Consider the following 21,005-nt stretch of genomic DNA (forward strand, 5'->3'; position numbering starts at 1 on the left):
CAGGTGCGGTTATTCACCAGAAATGGCATGCTGCGGTACATACCCATCCTGGTGACAATATGTACGTGGCGACAGCGATCCCGGCACTGTGGAAGAGACTCACTCAGCCTGCAGGATATTCTTTCCGGCATCCGGGAATGTCCGCCTGAATGCAAACAAGATGATATTTGAATCCGTAATACTGTTCTTTCATCATAAATAATTTATGCAGATACAGTTAACCGTCACAGTAGCAGGTTTGTTTTCCCGGGAAATAATATCCGTCAGACTGATGCCGGAACATATCTGAAACACGTTATGATGTTTTGTTATCAGAAATGTTGTATATTCTTATCCGTGGCGACAGTTTAATGCCCTCTGGTATCACCTGATAATGCATATCCTGCGATGATTCGTTATATTTACGGGACACGCCTCTTTTCATTGTGCTCCTTTTCAGACTTCATTTTCCGTAAGTGTTCCCCGGCATAAAGGAGGTACCTTTCTGGCGTTTATAACTCTCTTTATCGGTGACGCCGGTAATACAGGGAATACCACACCGACAAACGAGGTATTAACAGACGATATTTCAGTGTCCATAATTTTTCTGTCCGGTTAAATAACGTCAGTCTGCTGCCCTCTGACTGTAATCATCAAAGCCGGAATGCATACCGGGTTACAACGTAAAAAAAGTGATGCTGGCCCCCGGTGCAGCTGGCGGGCGAAACATGTTTACCTTTCAATACCCCCTGTCTGCAGTCTCCACTCTTCCATCCTCTTAAGCTACGTCGGCCACATGAGTGCACTTCCATGATAACAGGTATTCCTGTCAGCATAACGAAGCCGGTTACCTTCCCTTCCTCCTGCATTTCCTGTCAGAATGACTGTACAGCGCGCAGATTGCCTTTTTATTGACCACCTTAATATACCATTATAAACTTCTTTTTATCATGTTATTATCACCTTATTATGTTTAATTTTTAAGCAACCGGAGAAAGAGGATGGTTCAGAAAATTTTGTCGGATAAGGTTATGAATGAAAGAACAAATGCGTATTACTCTTATTATCTTGGAGAGCGTAATATCTCCGTACTGCCCCTTAATGTTTATGATCCCCCGGAACGTTTTATCGCTTACATAAAAAAAAACAGAGAAAATCTGAACATCACACTTTCAGATTTTGAACTTGAACAAATCATTTCTGGTATGCGTCTGAAGGCACTGGCCTCCCTGGTGCCCCTGGAAAAAATATCCTGGATCGCGGGCAGTGAACGCGCATGCTTATTTTCCTGGTATCTGTTGATGCAGTTTATCCAGAATAACAGGACAAAAATAAGCGCAGACTTGCTTCAAAAGAATAAACTGTATCTTAAAGAAGAGTATTTAGAAGGGAATGCCTTCCCGTCGGACTCATCGACACAGTTCAGACAAATACTCAGAGTTCTCGATATTCTTTCTGATAAGAATTTGCGGGATGAGTGGATAATCCAGACCAAAGACAGATGGATGCGGGCATTTAAATCAAAGAGTCCTTTCAGTTACCTCCTCCCGGAGAACGAACATGAATGCATATGGACATGGAATTATTTGAAGGGAAAAAATATTGCACTGGAAAAACTGGCCAGTTTTCCTGGTTCTGCTGATATTTACCACGCAATTCACCTTTCATTTGACATATGGGTTACCTGTCCACTCACCTCACCTGACGATATAAAAAATTTCAGAAACAGTTTCAATAAGGCCAAGGCGCAGCGCAAGTACAAAAAAATGCAGGAAGATAAAGTCAATGTACAGTTTTTTCTTGACGCAGAAACCAGGGCGCAGCTCAAAGAATTATCGAGGGTCAGAAGACTCAGTACCGGCGAAATGCTGCATGACCTGATTGTTGAAGAGTATAAAAGGTACCGACATTCCAGATAATTTCAGACATATATTATCTCCGTGAGTCCCCCGCCACCTTTCCGGTGTGCGGGGGTTTTGTCTTTTTTCACCGGGAATACATGTATGAATCCGTCTGATGCCATTGAGGCAATTGAAAAACCGCTCTCCTCCCTGCCTTACTCACTTTCCCGTCACATCCTGGAACATCTGCGCAAACTCACCAGTCACGAACCCGTGATTGGCATTATGGGTAAAAGCGGGGCCGGTAAATCCTCACTCTGTAATGCACTGTTTCAGGGGGAGGTCACCCCGGTCAGTGATGTTCACGCCGGCACCCGGGAAGTGCGGCGCTTCCGTCTGAGTGGCCACGGTCACAGCATGATTATCACTGACCTGCCCGGGGTGGGCGAGAGCCGGGACAGGGATGCAGAGTATGAAGCCCTGTACCGTGACATTCTGCCTGAACTTGACCTGGTACTGTGGCTGATTAAAGCCGATGACCGTGCCCTGTCTGTGGATGAGTATTTCTGGCGACACATCCTGCACCGGGGACATCAGCAGGTGCTGTTTGTGGTGACGCAGGCCGACAAAACGGAGCCCTGCCATGAATGGGATATGGCCGGCATTCAGCCTTCTCCCGCACAGGCACAGAACATTCGTGAGAAAACAGATGCGGTATTCCGTCTGTTCCGGCCCGTACATCCGGTTGTTGCCGTATCGGCCCGCACCGGCTGGGAACTGGATACGCTGGTCAGTGCGCTCATGACAGCGCTTCCCGACCATGCCGCCAGTCCCCTGATGACCCGCCTGCAGGACGAGCTGCGCACGGAATCTGTCCGGGGTCAGGCCCGTGAACAGTTTACCGGTGCGGTGGACCGGATATTTGACACGGCGGAGAGCGTCTGTGTTGCCTCTGTTGCCCGTACGGTTCTGCGTGCCGTCCGTGACACGGTGGTCTCTGTTGCCCGCGCTGTATGGAACTGGATTTTCTTCTGAACAGTCTGCCAGGGAAATGCCTGATAACATTACGTTAACCAACTGAAAACATGACACAAACCCCTCATACTCCTCCTGTTTCTCTTGCGTGACCGCCTTGTCGTTAATAGAATAAAACGATCGATAAAACAGGTATCGATCGTTACTATCGATCGTTTATAGTGGTTAATGGCCTGCGAAAAGGCAGTTGAATCTCTTCATCATGCAGAACGGAATTGCACACAACGGACTGATACTTCTCTGGCGGATGAGAGAGGGGAAGCATTTATGTCCGGGAAAAACCACTTTATCTGACCATGCTGTTTTGTACCTGCCGGTATCCACATTTGTGGGTACCGGCTTTTTTATTCACCCTCTGTAAGGAAAAGCTGATGAAACGACATCTGAACACCAGCTACAGGCTGGTATGGAATCACATTACGGGCACCCTGGTGGTGGCTTCCGAACTGGCGCGCTCACGGGGAAAACGCACCGGTGTGGCGGTTGCGCTGTCTCTTGCTGCTGTCACGTCAGTCCCGGTACTGGCTGCTGACACGGTCGTACAGGCGGGAGAAACCGTGAGCGGCGGAACACTGACAAATCATGACAACCAGATTGTCTTCGGTACGGCCAACGGAATGACCATCAGTACCGGGCTGGAGTATGGGCCGGATAACGAGGCCAATACCGGCGGCCAATGGATACAAAATGGCGGTACCGCCAACAACACTACTGTCACCGGTGGTGGTCTTCAGAGAGTGAATGCCGGAGGAAGCGTTTCAGACACGGTTATCAGTGCCGGAGGCGGACAGAGCCTTCAGGGGCAGGCAGTGAACACCACTCTGAACGGCGGTGAGCAGTGGGTACATGAAGGCGGGATTGCAACGGGTACTGTCATTAATGAGAAGGGCTGGCAGGCCGTCAAATCCGGCGCAGTGGCAACCGACACGGTTGTGAATACCGGCGCGGAAGGGGGACCAGATGCAGAAAATGGTGATACCGGGCAGTTTGTTCGCGGAAATGCCGTACGTACCACCATCAATAAAAATGGTCGTCAGATTGTGGCTGCTGAAGGAACAGCAAATACCACTGTGGTTTATGCCGGCGGCGACCAGACGGTACACGGGCATGCGCTGGATACCACGCTGAATGGGGGGTACCAGTATGTGCACAACGGCGGTACGGCGTCTGGCACTGTTGTAAACAGTGACGGCTGGCAGATTATCAAGGAAGGTGGTCTGGCGGATTTCACCACCGTTAACCAGAAAGGCAAACTGCAGGTGAACGCCGGTGGTACCGCCACACATGTCACCCTGAAACAGGGTGGAGCACTGGTTACCAGTACTGCGGCAATGGTTCTTGGCAGCAACCGTCTGGGCAATTTCACGGTGGAAAACGGTAAGGCTGACGGCGTTGTTCTGGAGTCCGGCGGTCGCCTGGATGTACTGGAAGGCCATTCAGCGCAGAAAACACGGGTGGATGACGGCGGAACCCTGGCAGTGTCTGCCGGTGGTAAGGCAACAGGTGTCACCATGACATCCGGTGGTGCCCTGATTGCAGACAGTGGTGCCACTGTTGAGGGGACCAATGCCAGCGGTAAGTTCAGTATTGATGGCATATCCGGTCAGGCCAGCGGCCTGCTGCTGGAAAATGGCGGCAGCTTTACGGTTAATGCCGGGGGACAGGCCAGCAACACCACTGTCGGACATCGTGGAACACTGATGCTGGCTGCCGGGGGAAGTCTGAGTGGCAGAACACAGCTCAGTAAAGGCGCCAGCATGGTACTGAATGGCGATGTGGTCAGTACCGGCGATATTGTTAACGCAGGGGAGATTCGCTTTGATAATCAGACGACACCGGATGCCGCGCTGAGCCGTGCTGTTGCAAAAGGCGACTCCCCGGTAACGTTCCATAAACTGACCACCAATAACCTCACCGGTCAGGGTGGCACCATCAATATGCGTGTTCGCCTTGATGGCAGCAATACCTCTGACCAGCTGGTGATTAATGGTGGTCAGGCAACCGGCAAAACCTGGCTTGCGTTTACAAATGTCGGAAACAGTAACCTCGGGGTGGCAACCTCCGGACAGGGTATCCGGGTTGTGGATGCACAGAATGGCGCCACCACAGAAGAAGGTGCGTTTGCCCTGAGTCGCCCACTTCAGGCCGGCGCCTTTAACTACACCCTGAACCGTGACAGCGATGAAGACTGGTACCTGCGCAGTGAAAATGCTTATCGTGCTGAAGTCCCCCTGTATACATCCATGCTGACACAGGCAATGGACTATGACCGGATTCTGGCAGGCTCCCGCAGCCATCAGACCGGTGTAAACGGTGAAAATAACAGCGTCCGTCTCAGCATTCAGGGCGGTCATCTCGGGCACGATAACAACGGCGGTATTGCCCGTGGAGCCACGCCGGAAAGCAGCGGCAGCTATGGCTTCGTCCGTCTGGAGGGTGACCTGCTCAGAACAGAGGTTGCCGGTATGTCTCTGACGACAGGGGTGCATGGTGCCGCAGGCCATTCTTCCGTTGATGTTAAGGATGATGACGGTTCCCGCGCCGGCACGGTCCGGGATGATGCCGGCAGCCTGGGCGGATACCTGAATCTGACACACACGTCCTCCGGCCTGTGGGCTGACATTGTGGCACAGGGAACCCGCCACAGCATGAAAGCGTCATCGGACAATAACGACTTCCGCGCCCGGGGCTGGGGCTGGCTGGGCTCACTGGAAACCGGTCTGCCCTTCAGTATCACTGACAACCTGATGCTGGAGCCACAACTGCAGTATACCTGGCAGGGACTTTCCCTGGATGACGGCCAGGATAACGCCGGTTATGTGAAGTTTGGGCATGGCAGTGCACAACATGTGCGTGCCGGTTTCCGTCTGGGCAGCCACAACGATATGAGCTTTGGTGAAGGCACCTCATCCCGTGACACCCTGCGCGACAGTGCAAAACACCGTGTGCGTGAACTGCCGGTGAACTGGTGGGTACAGCCTTCTGTTATCCGCACTTTCAGCTCCCGGGGTGACATGAGCATGGGTACAGCCGCCACCGGCAGTAACATGACGTTCTCACCGTCCCGGAATGGCACGTCACTGGACCTGCAGGCCGGACTGGAAGCCCGTGTCCGGGAAAATATCACCCTGGGCGTTCAGGCCGGTTATGCCCACAGTGTCAGCGGCAGCAGCGCTGAAGGTTATAACGGTCAGGCCACGCTGAATGTGACTTTCTGATAATCAGGTCACTCTCCTTCAGGCCCCGGTCATCATGACCGGGGCTTTTTACTTTCAGGGAGCAACAGATATGCCGGGTTGTACATCACGTTTATTGCCCGAAGGCCCTTTCTCACGCGAACAGGCTGTTGCCGTCAAAACAGCTTACCGCAATGTGTTTACTGAAGATGACCAGGGAACATATTCCCGGCTGGTTATCCGTAATGCTGAAGGTCAGTTGCGCTGGTGATGCCGGAACACAGCTTAATACTCAGCTCGCCAGTTAAGGGCTTCTCAGACAATAAACGTCATTCATTTCATCTGTCAGGCCGCGTCTTCTCCGGGAGACGTGGCTTTTTCATTTATTACACCAGTAAATCTTAACCACCGATAAGGAGCAAATTATGCGACTAGCCAGTCGTTTTGGTTATACGAACCAGATACGCCGTGACCGTCCGCTGACACACGAAGAACTGATGCACTATGTTCCCGGTATTTTCGGTGAAGACCGGCATACTTCCCGCAGTAAACGATATGCGTACATTCCCACCATCACCGTACTGGAAAGCCTGCAGCGGGAAGGCTTTCAGCCATTCTTCGCCTGCCAGACCCGTGTGCGCGACCCGGGCCGCCGGGGATACACAAAACATATGCTGCGTCTGCGGCGGGCCGGAGAGATAAACGGAGAACATGTCCCTGAAATCATTCTGCTCAACTCCCATGACGGTACCTCCAGCTACCAGATGCTGCCGGGTTACTTCAGGTTCGTCTGCCAGAACGGCTGCGTCTGTGGTCAGTCTCTGGGGGAAGTGCGTGTTCCGCATCGGGGAAATGTGGTGGACAGAGTCATTGAAGGGGCTTACGAGGTGGTGGGCGTGTTTGACCGGATTGAGGAAAAGCGTGATGCCATGCAGTCGCTGGTCCTGCCGCCACCGGCACGCCAGGCGCTGGCACAGGCGGCGCTGACTTACCGTTATGGTGATGAACATCAGCCCGTCACCACTACCGACATTCTGACGCCACGACGCAGGGAGGATTACGGTAAGGACCTGTGGAGTGCTTATCAGACCATCCAGGAAAATATGCTGAAAGGCGGGATTTCCGGTCGCAGTGCCAGAGGAAAACGTATCCATACCCGGGCCATTCACAGCATCGATACCGACATTAAGCTCAACCGGGCGTTGTGGGTGATGGCAGAAACGCTGCTGGAGAGCATGCGCTGATGCTGTTTCCCTGAAAGTACAGCCCTGACTCACGGCTGTACCAGTCCCCGGGCATTCTTCCATTCATTTACTTTTTATAAGGAATAACCTCATGACAACCGTTTCGCATAATTCCACCACACCTTCTGTTTCCGTAACCGCTGCATCAGGGAATAACCCACCTCAGCTGGTTGCCACTCCCGTCCCTGATGAACAGCGCATCAGCTTCTGGCCGCAGCACTTTGGCCTCATTCCACAGTGGGTGACCCTGGAGCCCCGTATCTTCGGCTGGATGGACCGTCTGTGTGAAGACTACTGCGGTGGTATCTGGAATCTGTACACCCTGAACAACGGCGGGGCATTTATGGCACCCGAACCGGATGACGATGATGGCGAAAACTGGGTACTGTTCAATGCTATGAACGGTAACCGCGCTGAAATGAGCCCGGAAGCCGCCGGTATTGCTGCCTGTCTGATGACGTACAGCCATCATGCCTGTCGTACGGAGAATTATGCCATGACGGTCCATTATTACCGGTTGCGGGATTACGCCCTGCAGCATCCGGAATGCAGCGCCATTATGCGCATTATCGACTGAATGGAGGCAGGGACAATGCAGCAGCTTTCCTTTCTGCCCGGAGAGATGACGCCCGGCGAGCGCAGTCTCATTCTGCGGGCCCTGAAAACCCTGGACCGCCATCTTCATGAACCCGGCGTGGCCTTCACCTCCACCCGTGCGGCACGGGAATGGCTGATTCTGAACATGGCGGGACTGGAGCGGGAAGAGTTCCGGGTGCTGTATCTGAACAACCAGAATCAGCTGATTGCCGGTGAAACCCTCTTCACCGGCACCATCAACCGCACGGAAGTTCATCCCCGGGAAGTGATTAAACGCGCCCTGTATCACAATGCCGCAGCCGTGGTGCTGGCACACAATCACCCGTCCGGTGAAGTCACCCCCAGTAAGGCAGACCGCCTTATCACGGAACGCCTGGTACAGGCACTGGCCCTGGTGGATATCCGGGTACCGGACCATCTGATAGTTGGTGGCAGTCAGGTTTTCTCTTTTGCGGAACACGGTCTGCTTTAACCCGTCACCGTCACAACCACATCACACCTGTTTTCACTTTTATCTTCTGTCTTCAGAGGTATCACACTATGAAAATCATCACCCGTGGTGAAGCCATGCGTATTCACCGTCAGCATCCGGCATCCCGTCTTTTTCCGTTCTGCACCGGTAAGTACCGCTGGCACGGCAGTGCTGAGACGTATACCGGTCGTGAAGTACAGGATATTCCCGGTGTGCTGGCCGTGTTTGCTGAACGCCGTAAGGACAGTTTTGGCCCGTATGTCCGGCTGATGAGCGTCACTCTGAACTGAGTCAGGAGAAATGATGAGCCGAATTATCGCTGCCACCGAACCATTCTTAACTGATTTCTGTGAGAACTTTATCGTGTCAGACACACTCCCCGGGACAACACTTCCCGACGACAATCACGACCGCCCCTGGTGGGGGCTGCCCTGCACCGTGACGCCCTGTTTCGGGGCACGTCTGGTGCAGGAGGGTAACCGGTTGCATTACCTTGCCGACCGCGCCGGTATCAGAGGCCTGTTCAGCGATGCAGATGCGTACCACCTGGACCAGGCCTTTCCGCTGCTGATGAAACAACTGGAGCTCATGCTCACCAGCGGTGAACTGAATCCCCGCCATCAGCATACCGTGACACTGTATGCGAAGGGGCTGGCCTGTGAAGCCGACACCCTCGGCTCCTGTGGTTACGTTTATATGGCTGTTTATCCGACACTGGCACCCGCAACCACCTCATAACCCCGAATATCTCACCTTTAGCACTACCAGTTACAGAGAACTTAAGATGAAAACATTACCTGACACACACGTACGGGAGGCATCGTGCTGCCCGTCTCCCGTCACCATCTGGCATACACTGCTCACCCGACTGCTGGACCAGCATTACGGCCTCACACTGAATGACACACCGTTCGCTGATGAACGTGTGATTGAGCAGCATATTGAGGCAGGCATTTCACTGTGTGATGCGGTGAACTTTCTCGTGGAAAAATACGCGCTGGTGCGTACCGACCAGCCGGGATTCAGCGCCTGTACCCGCTCTCAGTTAATAAACAGCATCGATATCCTCCGGGCTCGCAGGGCGACCGGCCTGATGACCCGCGACAATTACCGAACAGTAAATAACATTACTCTGGGTAAGCATCCGGAGGCGAAACAATGAAACTGGCCCTGACGCTGGAAGCCGACAGCGTTAACGTGCAGGCGCTGAACATGGGGCGAATTGTCGTTGACGTCGATGGTGTTAATCTCATTGAACTGATTAACAAGGTCGCTGAAAACGGTTATTCACTCCGCGTGGTGGATGAACGTGACGCTACCGAAACACCGGCGACTTCTGCCAGCCCTCATCAGTTGCCGGAAGACAATACAGTGATACAGAGCGTGATGCCATTAACCACTGAAACAGCGCTGGATATCCTCATTGCGTGGCTGCAGGACAATATCGACTGCGAATCGGGAATTATCTTTGACAACGATGAGGATAAAACGGATTCGGCAGCACTGTTGCCCTGTATCGAACAGGCCCGGGAGGATGTCCGTACTCTTCGTCACCTGCAGCTTCTGCACCAGAACCGGTAAATATCACTCACCATACTTCATTCCACTGACGTCAGCCTGAACAGGGCTGGCGTTTTCGTTTATAAACCAAAAGGGAAACCGATAACGTCAGACATCACAATCTCCCGTCCGGAAGTGGTCACCGGGCATACGGACGTTATCTGCTCAACCAGTATCCGCCACATTCTGGCTGTACGAAAGAGTACACTGCTGCAAATCGACACACTTATCCGGCAACTGGCTGAAATATCAGCAATGACAGAAAGTATTGGCGGTAAAGCCGCCCCGGGCTGGGCCATGAAACAGGATTTTCGCTGCGGCTGCTGGCTGATGGAGAAACCGGAAACCGCAATGAAAGCCATCACACGCAATCTCGATCGCGAAATCTGGCGTGACCTGATGCAACGTTCAGGGATGCTTTCCTTAATGGATGCACAGGCCCGTGATACATGGTACCGGTCACTGGAGTACGATAATTTTCCGGAAATCAGTGAAGCGAACATTCTGATCACATTTGAACAACTACACCAGAATAAAGATGAGGTGTTTGAGCGAGGGGTGATCAACGTCTTCAGGGGACTGAGCTGGAATTACAAAACCAATTGCCCCTGCAAATTTGGCAGTAAAATTATCGTCAACAACCTGGTGAGGTGGGACCGGTGGGGGTTTCATCTTATCACCGGGCAACAGACTGACCGACTCGTCGACCTGGAAAGAATGCTACATCTGTTCAGCGGCAAACCGATCCCCGACAACCGGGAAAACATCACTATTCGTCTGGATGGTCACATCCAGTCCGTTCAGGGTAAAGAGCGCTATGAAGACGAGATGTTCATCATTAAATACTTTAAGAAGGGATCTGCACACATCACTTTCAAAAGGCTGGAACTGATTGACAGAATTAACGATATAATAGCCAGGTACTTTCCTTCTGTGCTCTCAGCCTGATCCCGAGTGTGATTCCCTTTCGATATCAAAAGGGACTGCGGGTATAATTGAGGGTACATTTTTAATCAAACCAAACAAATTATATTAATATCAATATGATAAAAGAAATTTTCGATTCCGAGTCCGGCACCACTATTCTAAAGAACCCGCCCACAAGGCGGGTTTTTGCTTTTGGATCTTTATATAAAATAAACTTGGGAGCATAACGCCATCAGGTCTTAAACACTCCCGAATCATCAATAAACATCCCCCGCTAACAAAACACAGTTCAGTTCACATAACATCCCTGTTATCCCACACATATCTGCTGGCCGAACGACGCCAGTGCGCGTACGGAGGCAAGAGCAGCCCTGCACATGGCAGCGCTTGTGGTAACCTGGTTTAATCCGGTGATAAAGGCGTTTTACATGCATCTGCCAGCAGCCGGAAAAACCAAAAAAGTGGCGCTGGTTGACTGTATGCGTAAATTGCTGACCATCCTGAACGCAATGCTCAGAAAGAACGAAGAGTGAAATGAATCGTAGCATCATGTTGCTCCATAATTTTTACGTTCAAGACAGTTGATTATCGGCGCATATGACTCAAAAAGAGCCTGATGATTGCCTCTTTTCCATAGGCTCTTTATCTGAAGTGAAGGAAGGCCCGGAAGAAAGCACTCGCTGGCATACGTGACTCCAGCTCAACCGGAGATAATCACCACTGTTATTTTTCTATTTAATAATAATCTCCTGAAAAACAGATATAGCAAAAATACAATCCGGCCAGATTTAATTCCGCATTCATTACCAGAAATAATCAACATCACAACTATCATATCATTCAATAGTCACCGCTAAAATTTTATTATTTTCCTCTTCTTTACATAGAAATTGTCAACCTGTTTATTATGCCGCTCTTAAATAGTTAATCACAAAACAACATCACCATTATTTACGTGTTTTATTTATTAATAACATGGTCATACGTTCTTTTTTTACAAGGAAATAATCAATTGATAAATTGTTTTTTGGTTTAATAGTCAAGTAGGAAACATTTTAATAAATGATAAAAATCCTAAATTCCTTGTTCATAATGTAGGTGTGTGTTAAATAGGTGGGCAAAATTTGGTTCCCCTTCTCGCCTGTAATATTGCAGCATCTTCGCACCTCCATGAGACATTGCGACTTAATAAGAAGGTGATAAGTCCTGCATATAAGCATGGACTGACCATGGTTTTATATTCATTAAAAACTTTGTTACAACCCATTGATTTAGCATAAATAAATTATAGTGGGTTCGGGTTTGTTGTGACTGTGGCATTATTTCCGTGCAAAGGAGCTGATATGTCTGAAAGACATTTACCTGATGACCAGAGCAGTACTATCGATCCATATCTAATTACCTCTGTTCGCCAGACTCTGGCAGAACAAGGCGCAGCATTACAAAACTTGTCTAAACAACTGGATTCCGGGCAGTACCAGCGTGTCCTTAATTTGATAATGAACTGTAAAGGGCACGTTATTCTTTCGGGAATGGGTAAATCAGGGCATGTCGGTCGTAAAATGTCAGCGACGCTGGCCTCTACGGGTACGCCTAGTTTCTTTATTCATCCTGCAGAAGCTTTCCATGGCGATCTGGGCATGATTACGCCTTACGATCTTCTGATCCTTATTTCTGCCAGCGGTGAAACGGATGAAATCCTCAAGCTAGTTCCTTCACTGAAAAATTTCGGCAACCGAATTATCGCCATTACCAATAATGGAAATTCCACGCTGGCGAAAAATGCTGATGCCGTGCTGGAACTCCACATGGCGAATGAAACCTGCCCGAATAATCTTGCACCAACAACGTCTACCACGCTGACGATGGCGATCGGCGATGCGCTGGCGATTGCCATGATCCACCAACGCAAATTTATGCCGAATGATTTTGCGCGCTATCACCCGGGCGGTTCATTAGGTCGTCGCCTGCTGACCCGCGTTGCTGATGTCATGCAGCATGATGTTCCTGCGGTACAGCTGGATGCGTCATTTAAAACCGTGATTCAACGTATCACCAGCGGATGCCAGGGAATGGTGATGGTAGAAGACGCAGAAGGTGGGCTAGCGGGCATTATCACCGACGGTGACCTGCGTCGCTTTATGGAAAAAGAGGATTCTCTGACATCCGCTACGGCTGCGCAGATGATGACACGTGAACCGCTGACGCTACCGGAAGACACCATGATCATTGAAGCGGAAGAAAAAATGCAAAAGCACCGCGTCTCAACGTTATTGGTGACCAACAAGGCAAATAAAGTCACTGGCCTTGTGCGCATTTTCGACTAATTAAGCAACGGGGTTCGAGAGGTTAGTCTCTCATTGAGTTTGCGCCCCACTGAAACTTTGATAATCGTTACATGTTGATAAAAGTGAAGTCTGCCGTATCCTGGATGCGTGCTCGTCTGTCTGCCATCTCACTGGCAGATATCCAAAAACACCTGGCGAAAATCATCATTCTGGCACCGATGGCGGTGCTGCTGATCTATCTGGCTATCTTCAGCCAGCCTCGCTATATGAGCGAGTCGAAAGTCGCCATTAAACGCTCGGATGATTTAAACAGCGGCAGCCTGAATTTTGGTCTGCTTCTGGGTGCCTCTAACCCCAGTTCCGCAGAAGATGCGTTGTATCTGAAAGAGTACATCAACTCGCCGGATATGCTGGCGGCGCTGGATAAGCAACTAAATTTTCGTGAAGCGTTTAGCCACAGCGGGCTCGATTTTCTTAATCATCTTAGCAAGGATGAAACCGCAGAAGGCTTCCTGAAGTACTACAAGGACCGTATCAACGTCTCGTATGACGATAAAACCGGATTACTGAATATTCAGACGCAGGGCTTTAGCCCGGAGTTTGCGCTTAAGTTTAACCAGACCGTGCTGAAAGAGTCAGAGCGCTTTATCAATGAGATGTCACATCGCATCGCGCGTGACCAGCTTGCCTTTGCAGAAACGGAGATGGAAAAGGCACGCCAGCGTCTGGACGCCAGCAAAGCGGAATTGCTCTCTTATCAGGACAACAACAACGTTCTGGATCCACAGGCACAGGCACAGGCGGCGAGCACGTTAGTGAATACGCTGATGGGCCAGAAGATCCAGATGGAAGCGGACCTGCGGAACTTGCTGACGTATCTGCGTGAGGACGCCCCGCAAGTTGTGAGTGCGCGTAATGCGATTCAGTCATTGCAGGCACAAATTGACGAAGAAAAAAGCAAAATCACAGCGCCGCAGGGTGACAAGCTAAACCGTATGGCGGTGGATTTTGAAGAAATCAAATCAAAAGTAGAGTTCAACACCGAGCTGTACAAACTGACCCTGACCTCCATTGAAAAGACCCGTGTAGAAGCGGCTCGTAAGCTCAAGGTGCTGTCAGTGATCAGTTCGCCACAGTTGCCGCAGGAATCCTCTTTTCCAAATATCCCTTATTTGATCGCCTGCTGGTTACTGGTGTGCTGCCTGCTGTTCGGCACCCTGAAACTGTTGCTGGCTGTTATTGAAGATCACCGAGACTAACGCTGTCGCTGAATGAGTTTGTGATGAAATTATTTAAATCAATTTTACTGATTGCCGCCTGTCACGCGGCGCAGGCCAGCGCGGCCATTGATATTAACGCTGACCCAAACCTGACAGGAGCCGCGCCGCTTACCGGTATTCTGAACGGGCAACAGTCGGATACGCAAAACATGAGCGGCTTCGACAATACCCCGCCGCCCGCACCGCCGGTGGTCATGAGCCGTATGTTTGGTGCTCAACTTTTCAACGGCACCAGCGCGGATAGCGGTGCGACGGTAGGATTCAACCCTGATTATATTCTGAATCCGGGCGATAGCATTCAGGTCCGCTTATGGGGTGCGTTCACCTTTGATGGTGCGTTACAGATTGATCCTAAAGGTAATATTTTCCTGCCGAACGTTGGTCCGGTGAAAGTTGCTGGCGTCAGTAATAGTCAGTTAAATGCCCTGGTCACATCCAAAGTGAAGGAAGTATACCAGTCCAACGTCAACGTCTACGCCTCCTTATTACAGGCGCAGCCAGTAAAAGTGTACGTGACCGGATTTGTGCGTAATCCTGGTCTGTATGGCGGTGTGACGTCTGATTCGTTACTCAATTATCTGATCAAGGCTGGCGGCGTTGATCCAGAGCGCGGAAGTTACGTTGATATTGTGGTCAAGCGCGGTAACCGCGTGCGCTCCAACGTCAACCTGTACGACTTCCTGCTGAACGGCAAACTGGGGCTTTCGCAGTTCGCCGATGGTGACACCATCATCGTCGGGCCGCGTCAGCATACTTTCAGCGTTCAGGGCGATGTCTTTAACAGCTACGACTTTGAGTTCCGCGAAAGCAGCATTCCCGTAACGGAAGCGTTGAGCTGGGCGCGCCCTAAGCCTGGCGCGACTCACATTACGATTATGCGTAAACAGGGGCTGCAAAAACGCAGCGAATACTATCCGATCAGTTCTGCGCCAGGCCGTATGTTGCAAAATGGCGATACCTTAATCGTGAGCACTGACCGCTATGCCGGCACCATTCAGGTGCGGGTTGAAGGCGCACACTCCGGTGAACATGCCATGGTACTGCCTTATGGTTCCACTATGCGTGCGGTTCTGGAAAAAGTCCGCCCGAACAGCATGTCGCAGATGAACGCGGTTCAGCTTTATCGCCCATCAGTAGCTCAGCGTCAGAAAGAGATGCTGAATCTCTCGCTGCAAAAACTGGAGGAAGCATCACTTTCTGCCCAGTCCTCCACCAAAGAAGAAGCCAGCCTGCGAATGCAGGAAGCGCAACTGATCAGCCGCTTTGTGGCGAAAGCACGCACCGTAGTTCCGAAAGGTGAAGTGATCCTCAACGAATCCAATATTGATTCTGTTCTGCTTGAAGATGGCGACGTCATCAATATTCCGGAGAAAACATCGCTGGTTATGGTTCATGGCGAAGTGCTGTTCCCGAACGCGGTGAGCTGGCAGAAGGGTATGACCACCGAGGATTACATCGAGAAATGTGGTGGCCTGACGCAGAAATCGGGTAACGCCAGAATTATCGTCATTCGTCAGAACGGTGCTGCCGTCAACGCAGAAGATGTGGATTCACTCAAACCGGGCGATGAGATTATGGTTCTGCCGAAATATGAATCGAAAAACATTGAAGTTACCCGTGGTATTTCCACCATCCTCTATCAGCTGGCGGTGGGTGCAAAAGTGATTCTGTCTTTGTAAGGAGTTGAAATGAGCAAAGCAGTTATTGTCATTCCGGCTCGTTATGGCTCATCGCGCCTGCCGGGTAAGCCACTGCTCGATATTGTTGGTAAACCGATGATCCAGCATGTTTACGAGCGTGCGTTACAGGTGGCGGGCGTTGCGGAAGTTTGGGTGGCAACAGACGATCAGCGTGTTGAAAAGGCCGTGCAGGCATTTGGCGGGAAAGCCATCATGACGCGCAACGATCATGAATCCGGCACCGATCGGCTGGTCGAGGTGATGCATAAAGTCGAGGCAGATATCTACATTAACCTGCAGGGCGACGAACCAATGATTCGCCCGCGGGATGTAGATACGCTGTTACAAGGAATGCGTGATGACCCCGCGTTGCCAGTGGCAACGCTATGCCACGCGATTTCTGCCGAAGAAGCGACCGAGCCAAGCACGGTAAAAGTGGTGGTAAATACCCACCAGGATGCGCTTTATTTCAGCCGTTCGCCTATTCCGTATCCGCGAAATGCTGAAAAAGCGCGCTACCTGAAACACGTCGGTATTTACGCTTATCGTCGCGATGTGCTGCAAAACTACAGCCAGTTACCGGAGTCCATGCCAGAGCAGGCAGAATCACTGGAGCAGCTGCGGTTGATGAGCGCAGGGATCAACATCCGCACATTTGAGGTTGCCGCAACCGGTCCGGGCGTCGACACCCCAGCATGCCTGGAAAAAGTGCGCGCCCTGATGGCACAGGAACTGGCTGAAAACGCATGATTGGCATTTACTCGCCTGGCATCTGGCGTATTCCGCATCTGGAGAAATTTCTGGCGCAACCGTGCCAGAAACTTTCTCTGCTGCGCCCTGTTCCGCAAGAAGTTAATGCTATCGCCGTGTGGGGACATCGTCCCAGCGCGGCGAAACCAGTCGCCATCGCCAAAGCAGCGGGAAAACCCGTCATTCGTCTGGAAGATGGATTTGTGCGTTCGCTGGATCTTGGCGTCAATGGCGAGCCGCCGCTTTCTCTGGTGGTGGATGATTGTGGCATTTACTACGATGCCAGCAAGCCTTCGGCGCTGGAGAAACTGGTACAGGATAAAGCCGGAAATACAGCTCTGATAAGCCAGGCCAGAGAAGCGATGCACACCATCGTGACCGGGGATATGTCGAAATATAATCTGGCGCCTGCGTTTGTGGCTGATGAGTCAGAACGTACAAACATCGTTCTGGTTGTCGATCAGACATTTAATGATATGTCAGTGACGTATGGCAATGCTGGCCCGCATGAGTTTGCTGCCATGCTGGAAGCCGCGATGGCGGAAAATCCTCAAGCCGAAATTTGGGTGAAGGTGCACCCAGATGTACTGGAAGGAAAGAAAACAGGTTATTTCGCCGATCTGCGCGCCACGCAACGAGTACGTTTAATTGCCGAGAATGTCAGCCCGCAGTCGCTGTTGCGACACGTTTCCCGGGTTTACGTCGTGACCTCCCAGTACGGCTTTGAAGCCTTGCTGGCAGGAAAACCAGTAACATGTTTCGGCCAGCCCTGGTATGCAGGTTGGGGCTTAACCGACGATCGTCATCCGCAGTCCGCTTTGTTATCTGCCCGACGCGGTTCTGCCACGCTGGAGGAACTTTTTGCCGCTGCATACCTGCGTTACTGTCGCTATATCGATCCGCAAACGGGAGAAGTAAGCGATCTATTTACCGTGCTGCAATGGCTGCAATTACAGCGCAACCATCAGCAGCAGCGTAATGGTTATTTATGGGCGCCAGGCTTAACGCTGTGGAAGTCAGCGATCCTGAAACCTTTCTTGCAAACGGCAACAAACCGGCTGAGTTTTTCACGTCGCTGTACTGCGGCGAGCGCCTGCGTGGTATGGGGTGTAAAGGGAGAACAGCAATGGCGAGCCGAAGCGCAGCGAAAATCACTGCCGTTATGGCGAATGGAAGATGGTTTTCTGCGTTCATCCGGACTTGGCTCTGACCTGCTGCCGCCGCTATCGCTGGTGCTGGATAAACGCGGTATTTACTATGACGCCACGCGCCCCAGCGATCTGGAAGTGCTGCTGAATCATAGCCAGCTAACGCTGGCGCAGAAGATGCGAGCTGAAAAATTACGCCAGCGACTGGTTGAAAGCAAACTGAGTAAGTACAACCTGGGAGCCGATTTCTCTCTACCAGCCGAAGCCAAAGATAAAAAAGTTATCCTGGTGCCAGGTCAGGTAGAGGACGATGCCTCTATTAAAACAGGCACTGTCTCGATTAAGAGCAACCTTGAGTTATTACGCACAGTACGCGAGCGCAATCCGCACGCCTACATTATTTATAAACCGCACCCGGATGTATTAGTGGGGAATCGCAAGGGCGATATTCCGGCAGAACAGATTGCTGAACTTGCTGATTATCAGGCACTGGACGCAGATATTATTCAATGCATTCAGCGCGCAGATGAAGTGCATACCATAACGTCGCTGTCGGGGTTTGAAGCATTATTACATGGCAAGCGCGTACATTGTTACGGCCTGCCCTTCTATGCCGGTTGGGGTTTAACCGTCGATGAACATCACTGCCCGCGCCGCGAGCAAAAATTAACGTTAGCAGATTTGATCTATCAGGCGTTGATTGTTTATCCAACCTATATCCACCCAACACGGCTACAACCTATTACGGTAGAAGAAGCTGCGGAATATTTAATCAAGACGCCGCGCAAGCCGATGTTTATTACCCGAAAAAAAGCGGGGCGGGTAATACGCTATTACCGCAAATTAATTATGTTCTGCAAGGTCAGATTTGGCTAAACAATTTCATAGTTGACTATTACGCAAATTATTTATGCAAGGTAATGCACTAACCGTTTTATTATCCGGTAAAAAATATCTGCTATTGCAGGGGCCGATGGGACCTTTTTTCAATAACGTCGCCGAATGGTTAGAGTCATTAGGCCGTAACGCTGTGAACGTTGTATTCAACGGTGGGGATCGTTTTTACTGCCGCCATCGACAATACCTGGCTTACTACCAAACGCCGAAAGAGTTCCCCGGATGGTTACGGGATCTCCACCGGCAATATGACTTTGATACCATCCTCTGCTTTGGTGACTGCCGCCCATTGCACAAAGAAGCAAAACGGTGGGCAAAGTCGAAAGGGATCCGCTTTCTGGCATTTGAGGAAGGATATTTACGCCCGCAATTTATTACCGTTGAAGAAGGCGGAGTAAACGCATATTCATCGCTACCGCGCGATCCGGATTTTTATCGTAAGTTACCAGATATGCCTACGCCGCACGTTGAGAACTTAAAACCTTCAACGATGAAACGTATAGGTCATGCGATGTGGTATTACCTGATGGGCTGGCATTACCGCCATGAGTTCCCTCGCTACCGCCACCATAAATCGTTTTCCCCCTGGTATGAGGCTCGTTGCTGGGTTCGTGCATACTGGCGCAAGCAACTTTACAAGGTAACACAGCGTAAGGTATTGCCGAGGTTAATGAACGAGTTGGACCAGCGTTATTATCTTGCCGTTTTGCAGGTATATAACGATAGTCAGATTCGTAACCACAGCAATTATAACGATGTGCGTGACTATATTAATGAAGTCATGTACTCATTTTCGCGTAAAGCGCCGAAAGAAAGCTATTTGGTGATCAAACATCATCCGATGGATCGTGGTCACAGACTCTATCGACCATTAATTAAGCGGCTAAGTAAGGAATATGGCTTAGGTGAGCGAGTCATTTATGTGCACGATCTCCCGATGCCGGAATTATTACGCCACGCAAAAGCGGTGGTGACGATTAACAGTACGGCGGGGATCTCTGCACTGATTCATAACAAACCACTCAAAGTGATGGGCAATGCCCTGTACGACATCAAAGGCTTGACGTATCAAGGGCATTTGCACCAGTTCTGGCAGGCCGATTTTAAACCGGATATGAAACTGTTTAAGAAGTTTCGGGGGTATTTATTGATGAAGACCCAGGTTAATGCGGTTTATTATTGCACACTCATACATTTGTTTAAAATTTATTAATAACATATATACAAACAATATATAAATATACATGTAATAGTACAATTAGTTGTTTTTATTATAAAACCTTTCTTTATAATACTGTTGAATTAATTTTGCTTCCTTTCCAGGACCTCGTAGCCACATTTTCCCATCTAATGGAATAGGTTTTGCTGGGACGCCATAAAGCGAGCTAAATTTTTCACAAGATTTTGTCACAACTGAACCTAAAGAAATAATAGAACAGGCACCTACGCGAACATTTTTTAGAATAGATACTCGTTGTGAAATCCAACAATAAGGTTCAATAATAATTGGTCTATGAGATATATTCAATTGCTGTTCAGTTTCTATATCAATGACTAAATGCCCATCAGCTGGCCGAATGATCACTTCCGATGCTATAAGACAATGATCGCCGATAATTAGGCCATTATTAGGTTTTCCTGAATTATAACCAGTACTCCAAATATTGTTTGATGTTATGGATATACCTTCACCAACAATAATAAAATCGCCACGACCTAACAAAACTGCGTTAACTTTATTAAGTGCCGTATTTTTACCTAAATAAAGAAAGTTATTATCATTTTTTAATGATATTTTGCTTGATTTGGCTGTAACACCATCATCAATAAAAACATTACAGTTTTTGGCCTTTTCTGTAAAAATCAGATCTATTCCATCTGGAACTTTATTACCCTTAAGATAAATTTTATTAGTATTATCCCCCTTCATTTTAAGTTGACTTGGTGTAAACATATTATAATTACCCAGCTCAATATCAAAATTAGCGACACAATAACGAATGTCATCTATATAGCCGTTGATATTTTGAAAACTTACATGAGTCACATTTATTCTCCAAATTACTATATTATTTTAGTTGATGAGCAAAAACCACCTCCTGAGAGGTGGTTCAGGAAAAGCATTAGGAAAT

General features: G+C 49.9%; 18 protein-coding genes and 3 pseudogenes. 20 read left to right on the top strand and 1 reads right to left on the bottom strand.

Features of this window, described 5'->3' with window-relative positions:
- Positions 1-980: 980 nt before the first annotated feature.
- The 20 genes and pseudogenes from ACJHWK_RS17325 to ACJHWK_RS17420 all read left to right on the top strand — a co-directional run bounded on the left by ACJHWK_RS17325 (position 981) and on the right by ACJHWK_RS17420 (position 20,086).
- Positions 981-1,898, top strand: coding sequence for a hypothetical protein (locus tag ACJHWK_RS17325; protein ID WP_000250236.1), 918 nt, complete (start codon positions 981-983; stop codon positions 1,896-1,898).
- 84 nt (positions 1,899-1,982) lie between these two features.
- Positions 1,983-2,855: a GTPase family protein gene (locus ACJHWK_RS17330; RefSeq protein WP_112082942.1), complete on the top strand. Its 873-nt coding sequence runs from the start codon at positions 1,983-1,985 to the stop codon at positions 2,853-2,855.
- Positions 2,856-3,226: 371 nt separating this feature from the next.
- Positions 3,227-6,073, top strand: coding sequence for an Ag43/Cah family autotransporter adhesin (locus ACJHWK_RS17335; RefSeq protein ID WP_112082941.1), 2,847 nt, complete (start codon positions 3,227-3,229; stop codon positions 6,071-6,073).
- 70 nt (positions 6,074-6,143) lie between these two features.
- A pseudogene (locus tag ACJHWK_RS17340) lies at positions 6,144-6,339 on the top strand (DUF905 family protein).
- Positions 6,340-6,456: 117 nt separating this feature from the next.
- A complete protein-coding gene (locus ACJHWK_RS17345) occupies positions 6,457-7,275 on the top strand; it encodes a DUF932 domain-containing protein (RefSeq protein ID WP_001234717.1) in 819 nt (272 codons plus the stop codon).
- Positions 7,276-7,366: 91 nt separating this feature from the next.
- Positions 7,367-7,852 carry an antirestriction protein gene (locus ACJHWK_RS17350; protein WP_000214392.1) on the top strand — a complete coding sequence of 162 codons (486 nt, stop codon included), beginning with the start codon at positions 7,367-7,369 and terminating at the stop codon, positions 7,850-7,852.
- A 15-nt stretch (positions 7,853-7,867) separates the two neighbouring features.
- Positions 7,868-8,344: a RadC family protein gene (gene radC / locus ACJHWK_RS17355; protein ID WP_001186725.1), complete on the top strand. Its 477-nt coding sequence runs from the start codon at positions 7,868-7,870 to the stop codon at positions 8,342-8,344.
- A 68-nt stretch (positions 8,345-8,412) separates the two neighbouring features.
- Entirely contained in the window at positions 8,413-8,634 is a 222-nt protein-coding gene (locus ACJHWK_RS17360; protein WP_000692346.1) for a DUF987 domain-containing protein, read from the top strand.
- A gap of 73 nt (positions 8,635-8,707) precedes the next feature.
- Entirely contained in the window at positions 8,708-9,082 is a 375-nt protein-coding gene (gene cbeA, locus ACJHWK_RS17365) for a type IV toxin-antitoxin system cytoskeleton bundling-enhancing antitoxin CbeA (protein ID WP_001605875.1), read from the top strand.
- 46 nt (positions 9,083-9,128) lie between these two features.
- Positions 9,129-9,506: a TA system toxin CbtA family protein gene (locus tag ACJHWK_RS17370; RefSeq protein ID WP_000854692.1), complete on the top strand. Its 378-nt coding sequence runs from the start codon at positions 9,129-9,131 to the stop codon at positions 9,504-9,506.
- Positions 9,503-9,679, top strand: a pseudogene (locus ACJHWK_RS17375) (DUF5983 family protein); the annotation flags it as partial. The gene ACJHWK_RS17370 and the pseudogene ACJHWK_RS17375, both read left to right, overlap by 4 nt.
- 48 nt (positions 9,680-9,727) lie before the next feature.
- The gene (locus ACJHWK_RS17380) at positions 9,728-9,925 is read left to right on the top strand and encodes a DUF957 domain-containing protein (protein ID WP_023563519.1); all 198 of its coding nucleotides are present in this window, start codon (positions 9,728-9,730) and stop codon (positions 9,923-9,925) included.
- A gap of 81 nt (positions 9,926-10,006) precedes the next feature.
- Complete coding sequence (locus ACJHWK_RS17385; protein WP_032292312.1) at positions 10,007-10,852, top strand: DUF4942 domain-containing protein; 846 nt, start codon at positions 10,007-10,009, stop codon at positions 10,850-10,852.
- Positions 10,853-11,181: 329 nt separating this feature from the next.
- Positions 11,182-11,364: pseudogene (locus ACJHWK_RS17390) on the top strand (IS110 family transposase); the annotation flags it as partial.
- A gap of 810 nt (positions 11,365-12,174) precedes the next feature.
- Positions 12,175-13,158 carry an SIS domain-containing protein gene (locus tag ACJHWK_RS17395; RefSeq protein ID WP_001298261.1) on the top strand — a complete coding sequence of 328 codons (984 nt, stop codon included), beginning with the start codon at positions 12,175-12,177 and terminating at the stop codon, positions 13,156-13,158.
- Positions 13,159-13,229: 71 nt separating this feature from the next.
- Positions 13,230-14,378, top strand: coding sequence for a capsule polysaccharide export inner-membrane protein KpsE (locus ACJHWK_RS17400; protein WP_000905920.1), 1,149 nt, complete (start codon positions 13,230-13,232; stop codon positions 14,376-14,378).
- Between the two features lie 23 nt (positions 14,379-14,401).
- The gene (locus tag ACJHWK_RS17405; protein ID WP_001332993.1) at positions 14,402-16,078 is read left to right on the top strand and encodes a polysaccharide biosynthesis/export family protein; all 1,677 of its coding nucleotides are present in this window, start codon (positions 14,402-14,404) and stop codon (positions 16,076-16,078) included.
- Positions 16,079-16,087: 9 nt separating this feature from the next.
- A complete protein-coding gene (gene kdsB, locus ACJHWK_RS17410) occupies positions 16,088-16,828 on the top strand; it encodes a 3-deoxy-manno-octulosonate cytidylyltransferase (protein ID WP_000030755.1) in 741 nt (246 codons plus the stop codon).
- Positions 16,825-18,852, top strand: a complete 2,028-nt coding sequence (locus ACJHWK_RS17415) for a capsular polysaccharide biosynthesis protein (protein WP_004018096.1) — start codon at positions 16,825-16,827, stop codon at positions 18,850-18,852. The genes kdsB and ACJHWK_RS17415 overlap by 4 nt, the downstream gene beginning before the upstream one ends.
- 34 nt (positions 18,853-18,886) lie before the next feature.
- Entirely contained in the window at positions 18,887-20,086 is a 1,200-nt protein-coding gene (locus ACJHWK_RS17420; protein WP_004018097.1) for a capsule biosynthesis protein, read from the top strand.
- Between the two features lie 45 nt (positions 20,087-20,131).
- Here the strand turns inward: ACJHWK_RS17420 and ACJHWK_RS17425 are convergent, their stop codons facing one another.
- Positions 20,132-20,920: an acyltransferase gene (locus ACJHWK_RS17425; protein WP_000150096.1), complete on the bottom strand. Its 789-nt coding sequence runs from the start codon at positions 20,918-20,920 to the stop codon at positions 20,132-20,134.
- Positions 20,921-21,005 lie beyond the last annotated feature (85 nt).

Source organism: Escherichia sp. WS547 (genome assembly GCF_046486065.1).
GTDB classification, from domain to species: domain Bacteria; phylum Pseudomonadota; class Gammaproteobacteria; order Enterobacterales; family Enterobacteriaceae; genus Escherichia; species Escherichia coli.

Coding starts and splice junctions, on each gene's coding strand:
- ACJHWK_RS17325 (WP_000250236.1), top strand. CDS start 981: ATGGTTCAGAAAATTTTGTCGGATAAGGTTATGAATGAAAGAACAAAT.
- ACJHWK_RS17330 (WP_112082942.1), top strand. CDS start 1,983: ATGAATCCGTCTGATGCCATTGAGGCAATTGAAAAACCGCTCTCCTCC.
- ACJHWK_RS17335 (WP_112082941.1), top strand. CDS start 3,227: ATGAAACGACATCTGAACACCAGCTACAGGCTGGTATGGAATCACATT.
- ACJHWK_RS17345 (WP_001234717.1), top strand. CDS start 6,457: ATGCGACTAGCCAGTCGTTTTGGTTATACGAACCAGATACGCCGTGAC.
- ACJHWK_RS17350 (WP_000214392.1), top strand. CDS start 7,367: ATGACAACCGTTTCGCATAATTCCACCACACCTTCTGTTTCCGTAACC.
- radC (WP_001186725.1), top strand. CDS start 7,868: ATGCAGCAGCTTTCCTTTCTGCCCGGAGAGATGACGCCCGGCGAGCGC.
- ACJHWK_RS17360 (WP_000692346.1), top strand. CDS start 8,413: ATGAAAATCATCACCCGTGGTGAAGCCATGCGTATTCACCGTCAGCAT.
- ACJHWK_RS17370 (WP_000854692.1), top strand. CDS start 9,129: ATGAAAACATTACCTGACACACACGTACGGGAGGCATCGTGCTGCCCG.
- ACJHWK_RS17395 (WP_001298261.1), top strand. CDS start 12,175: ATGTCTGAAAGACATTTACCTGATGACCAGAGCAGTACTATCGATCCA.
- ACJHWK_RS17400 (WP_000905920.1), top strand. CDS start 13,230: ATGTTGATAAAAGTGAAGTCTGCCGTATCCTGGATGCGTGCTCGTCTG.
- ACJHWK_RS17405 (WP_001332993.1), top strand. CDS start 14,402: ATGAAATTATTTAAATCAATTTTACTGATTGCCGCCTGTCACGCGGCG.
- kdsB (WP_000030755.1), top strand. CDS start 16,088: ATGAGCAAAGCAGTTATTGTCATTCCGGCTCGTTATGGCTCATCGCGC.
- ACJHWK_RS17415 (WP_004018096.1), top strand. CDS start 16,825: ATGATTGGCATTTACTCGCCTGGCATCTGGCGTATTCCGCATCTGGAG.
- ACJHWK_RS17420 (WP_004018097.1), top strand. CDS start 18,887: ATGCAAGGTAATGCACTAACCGTTTTATTATCCGGTAAAAAATATCTG.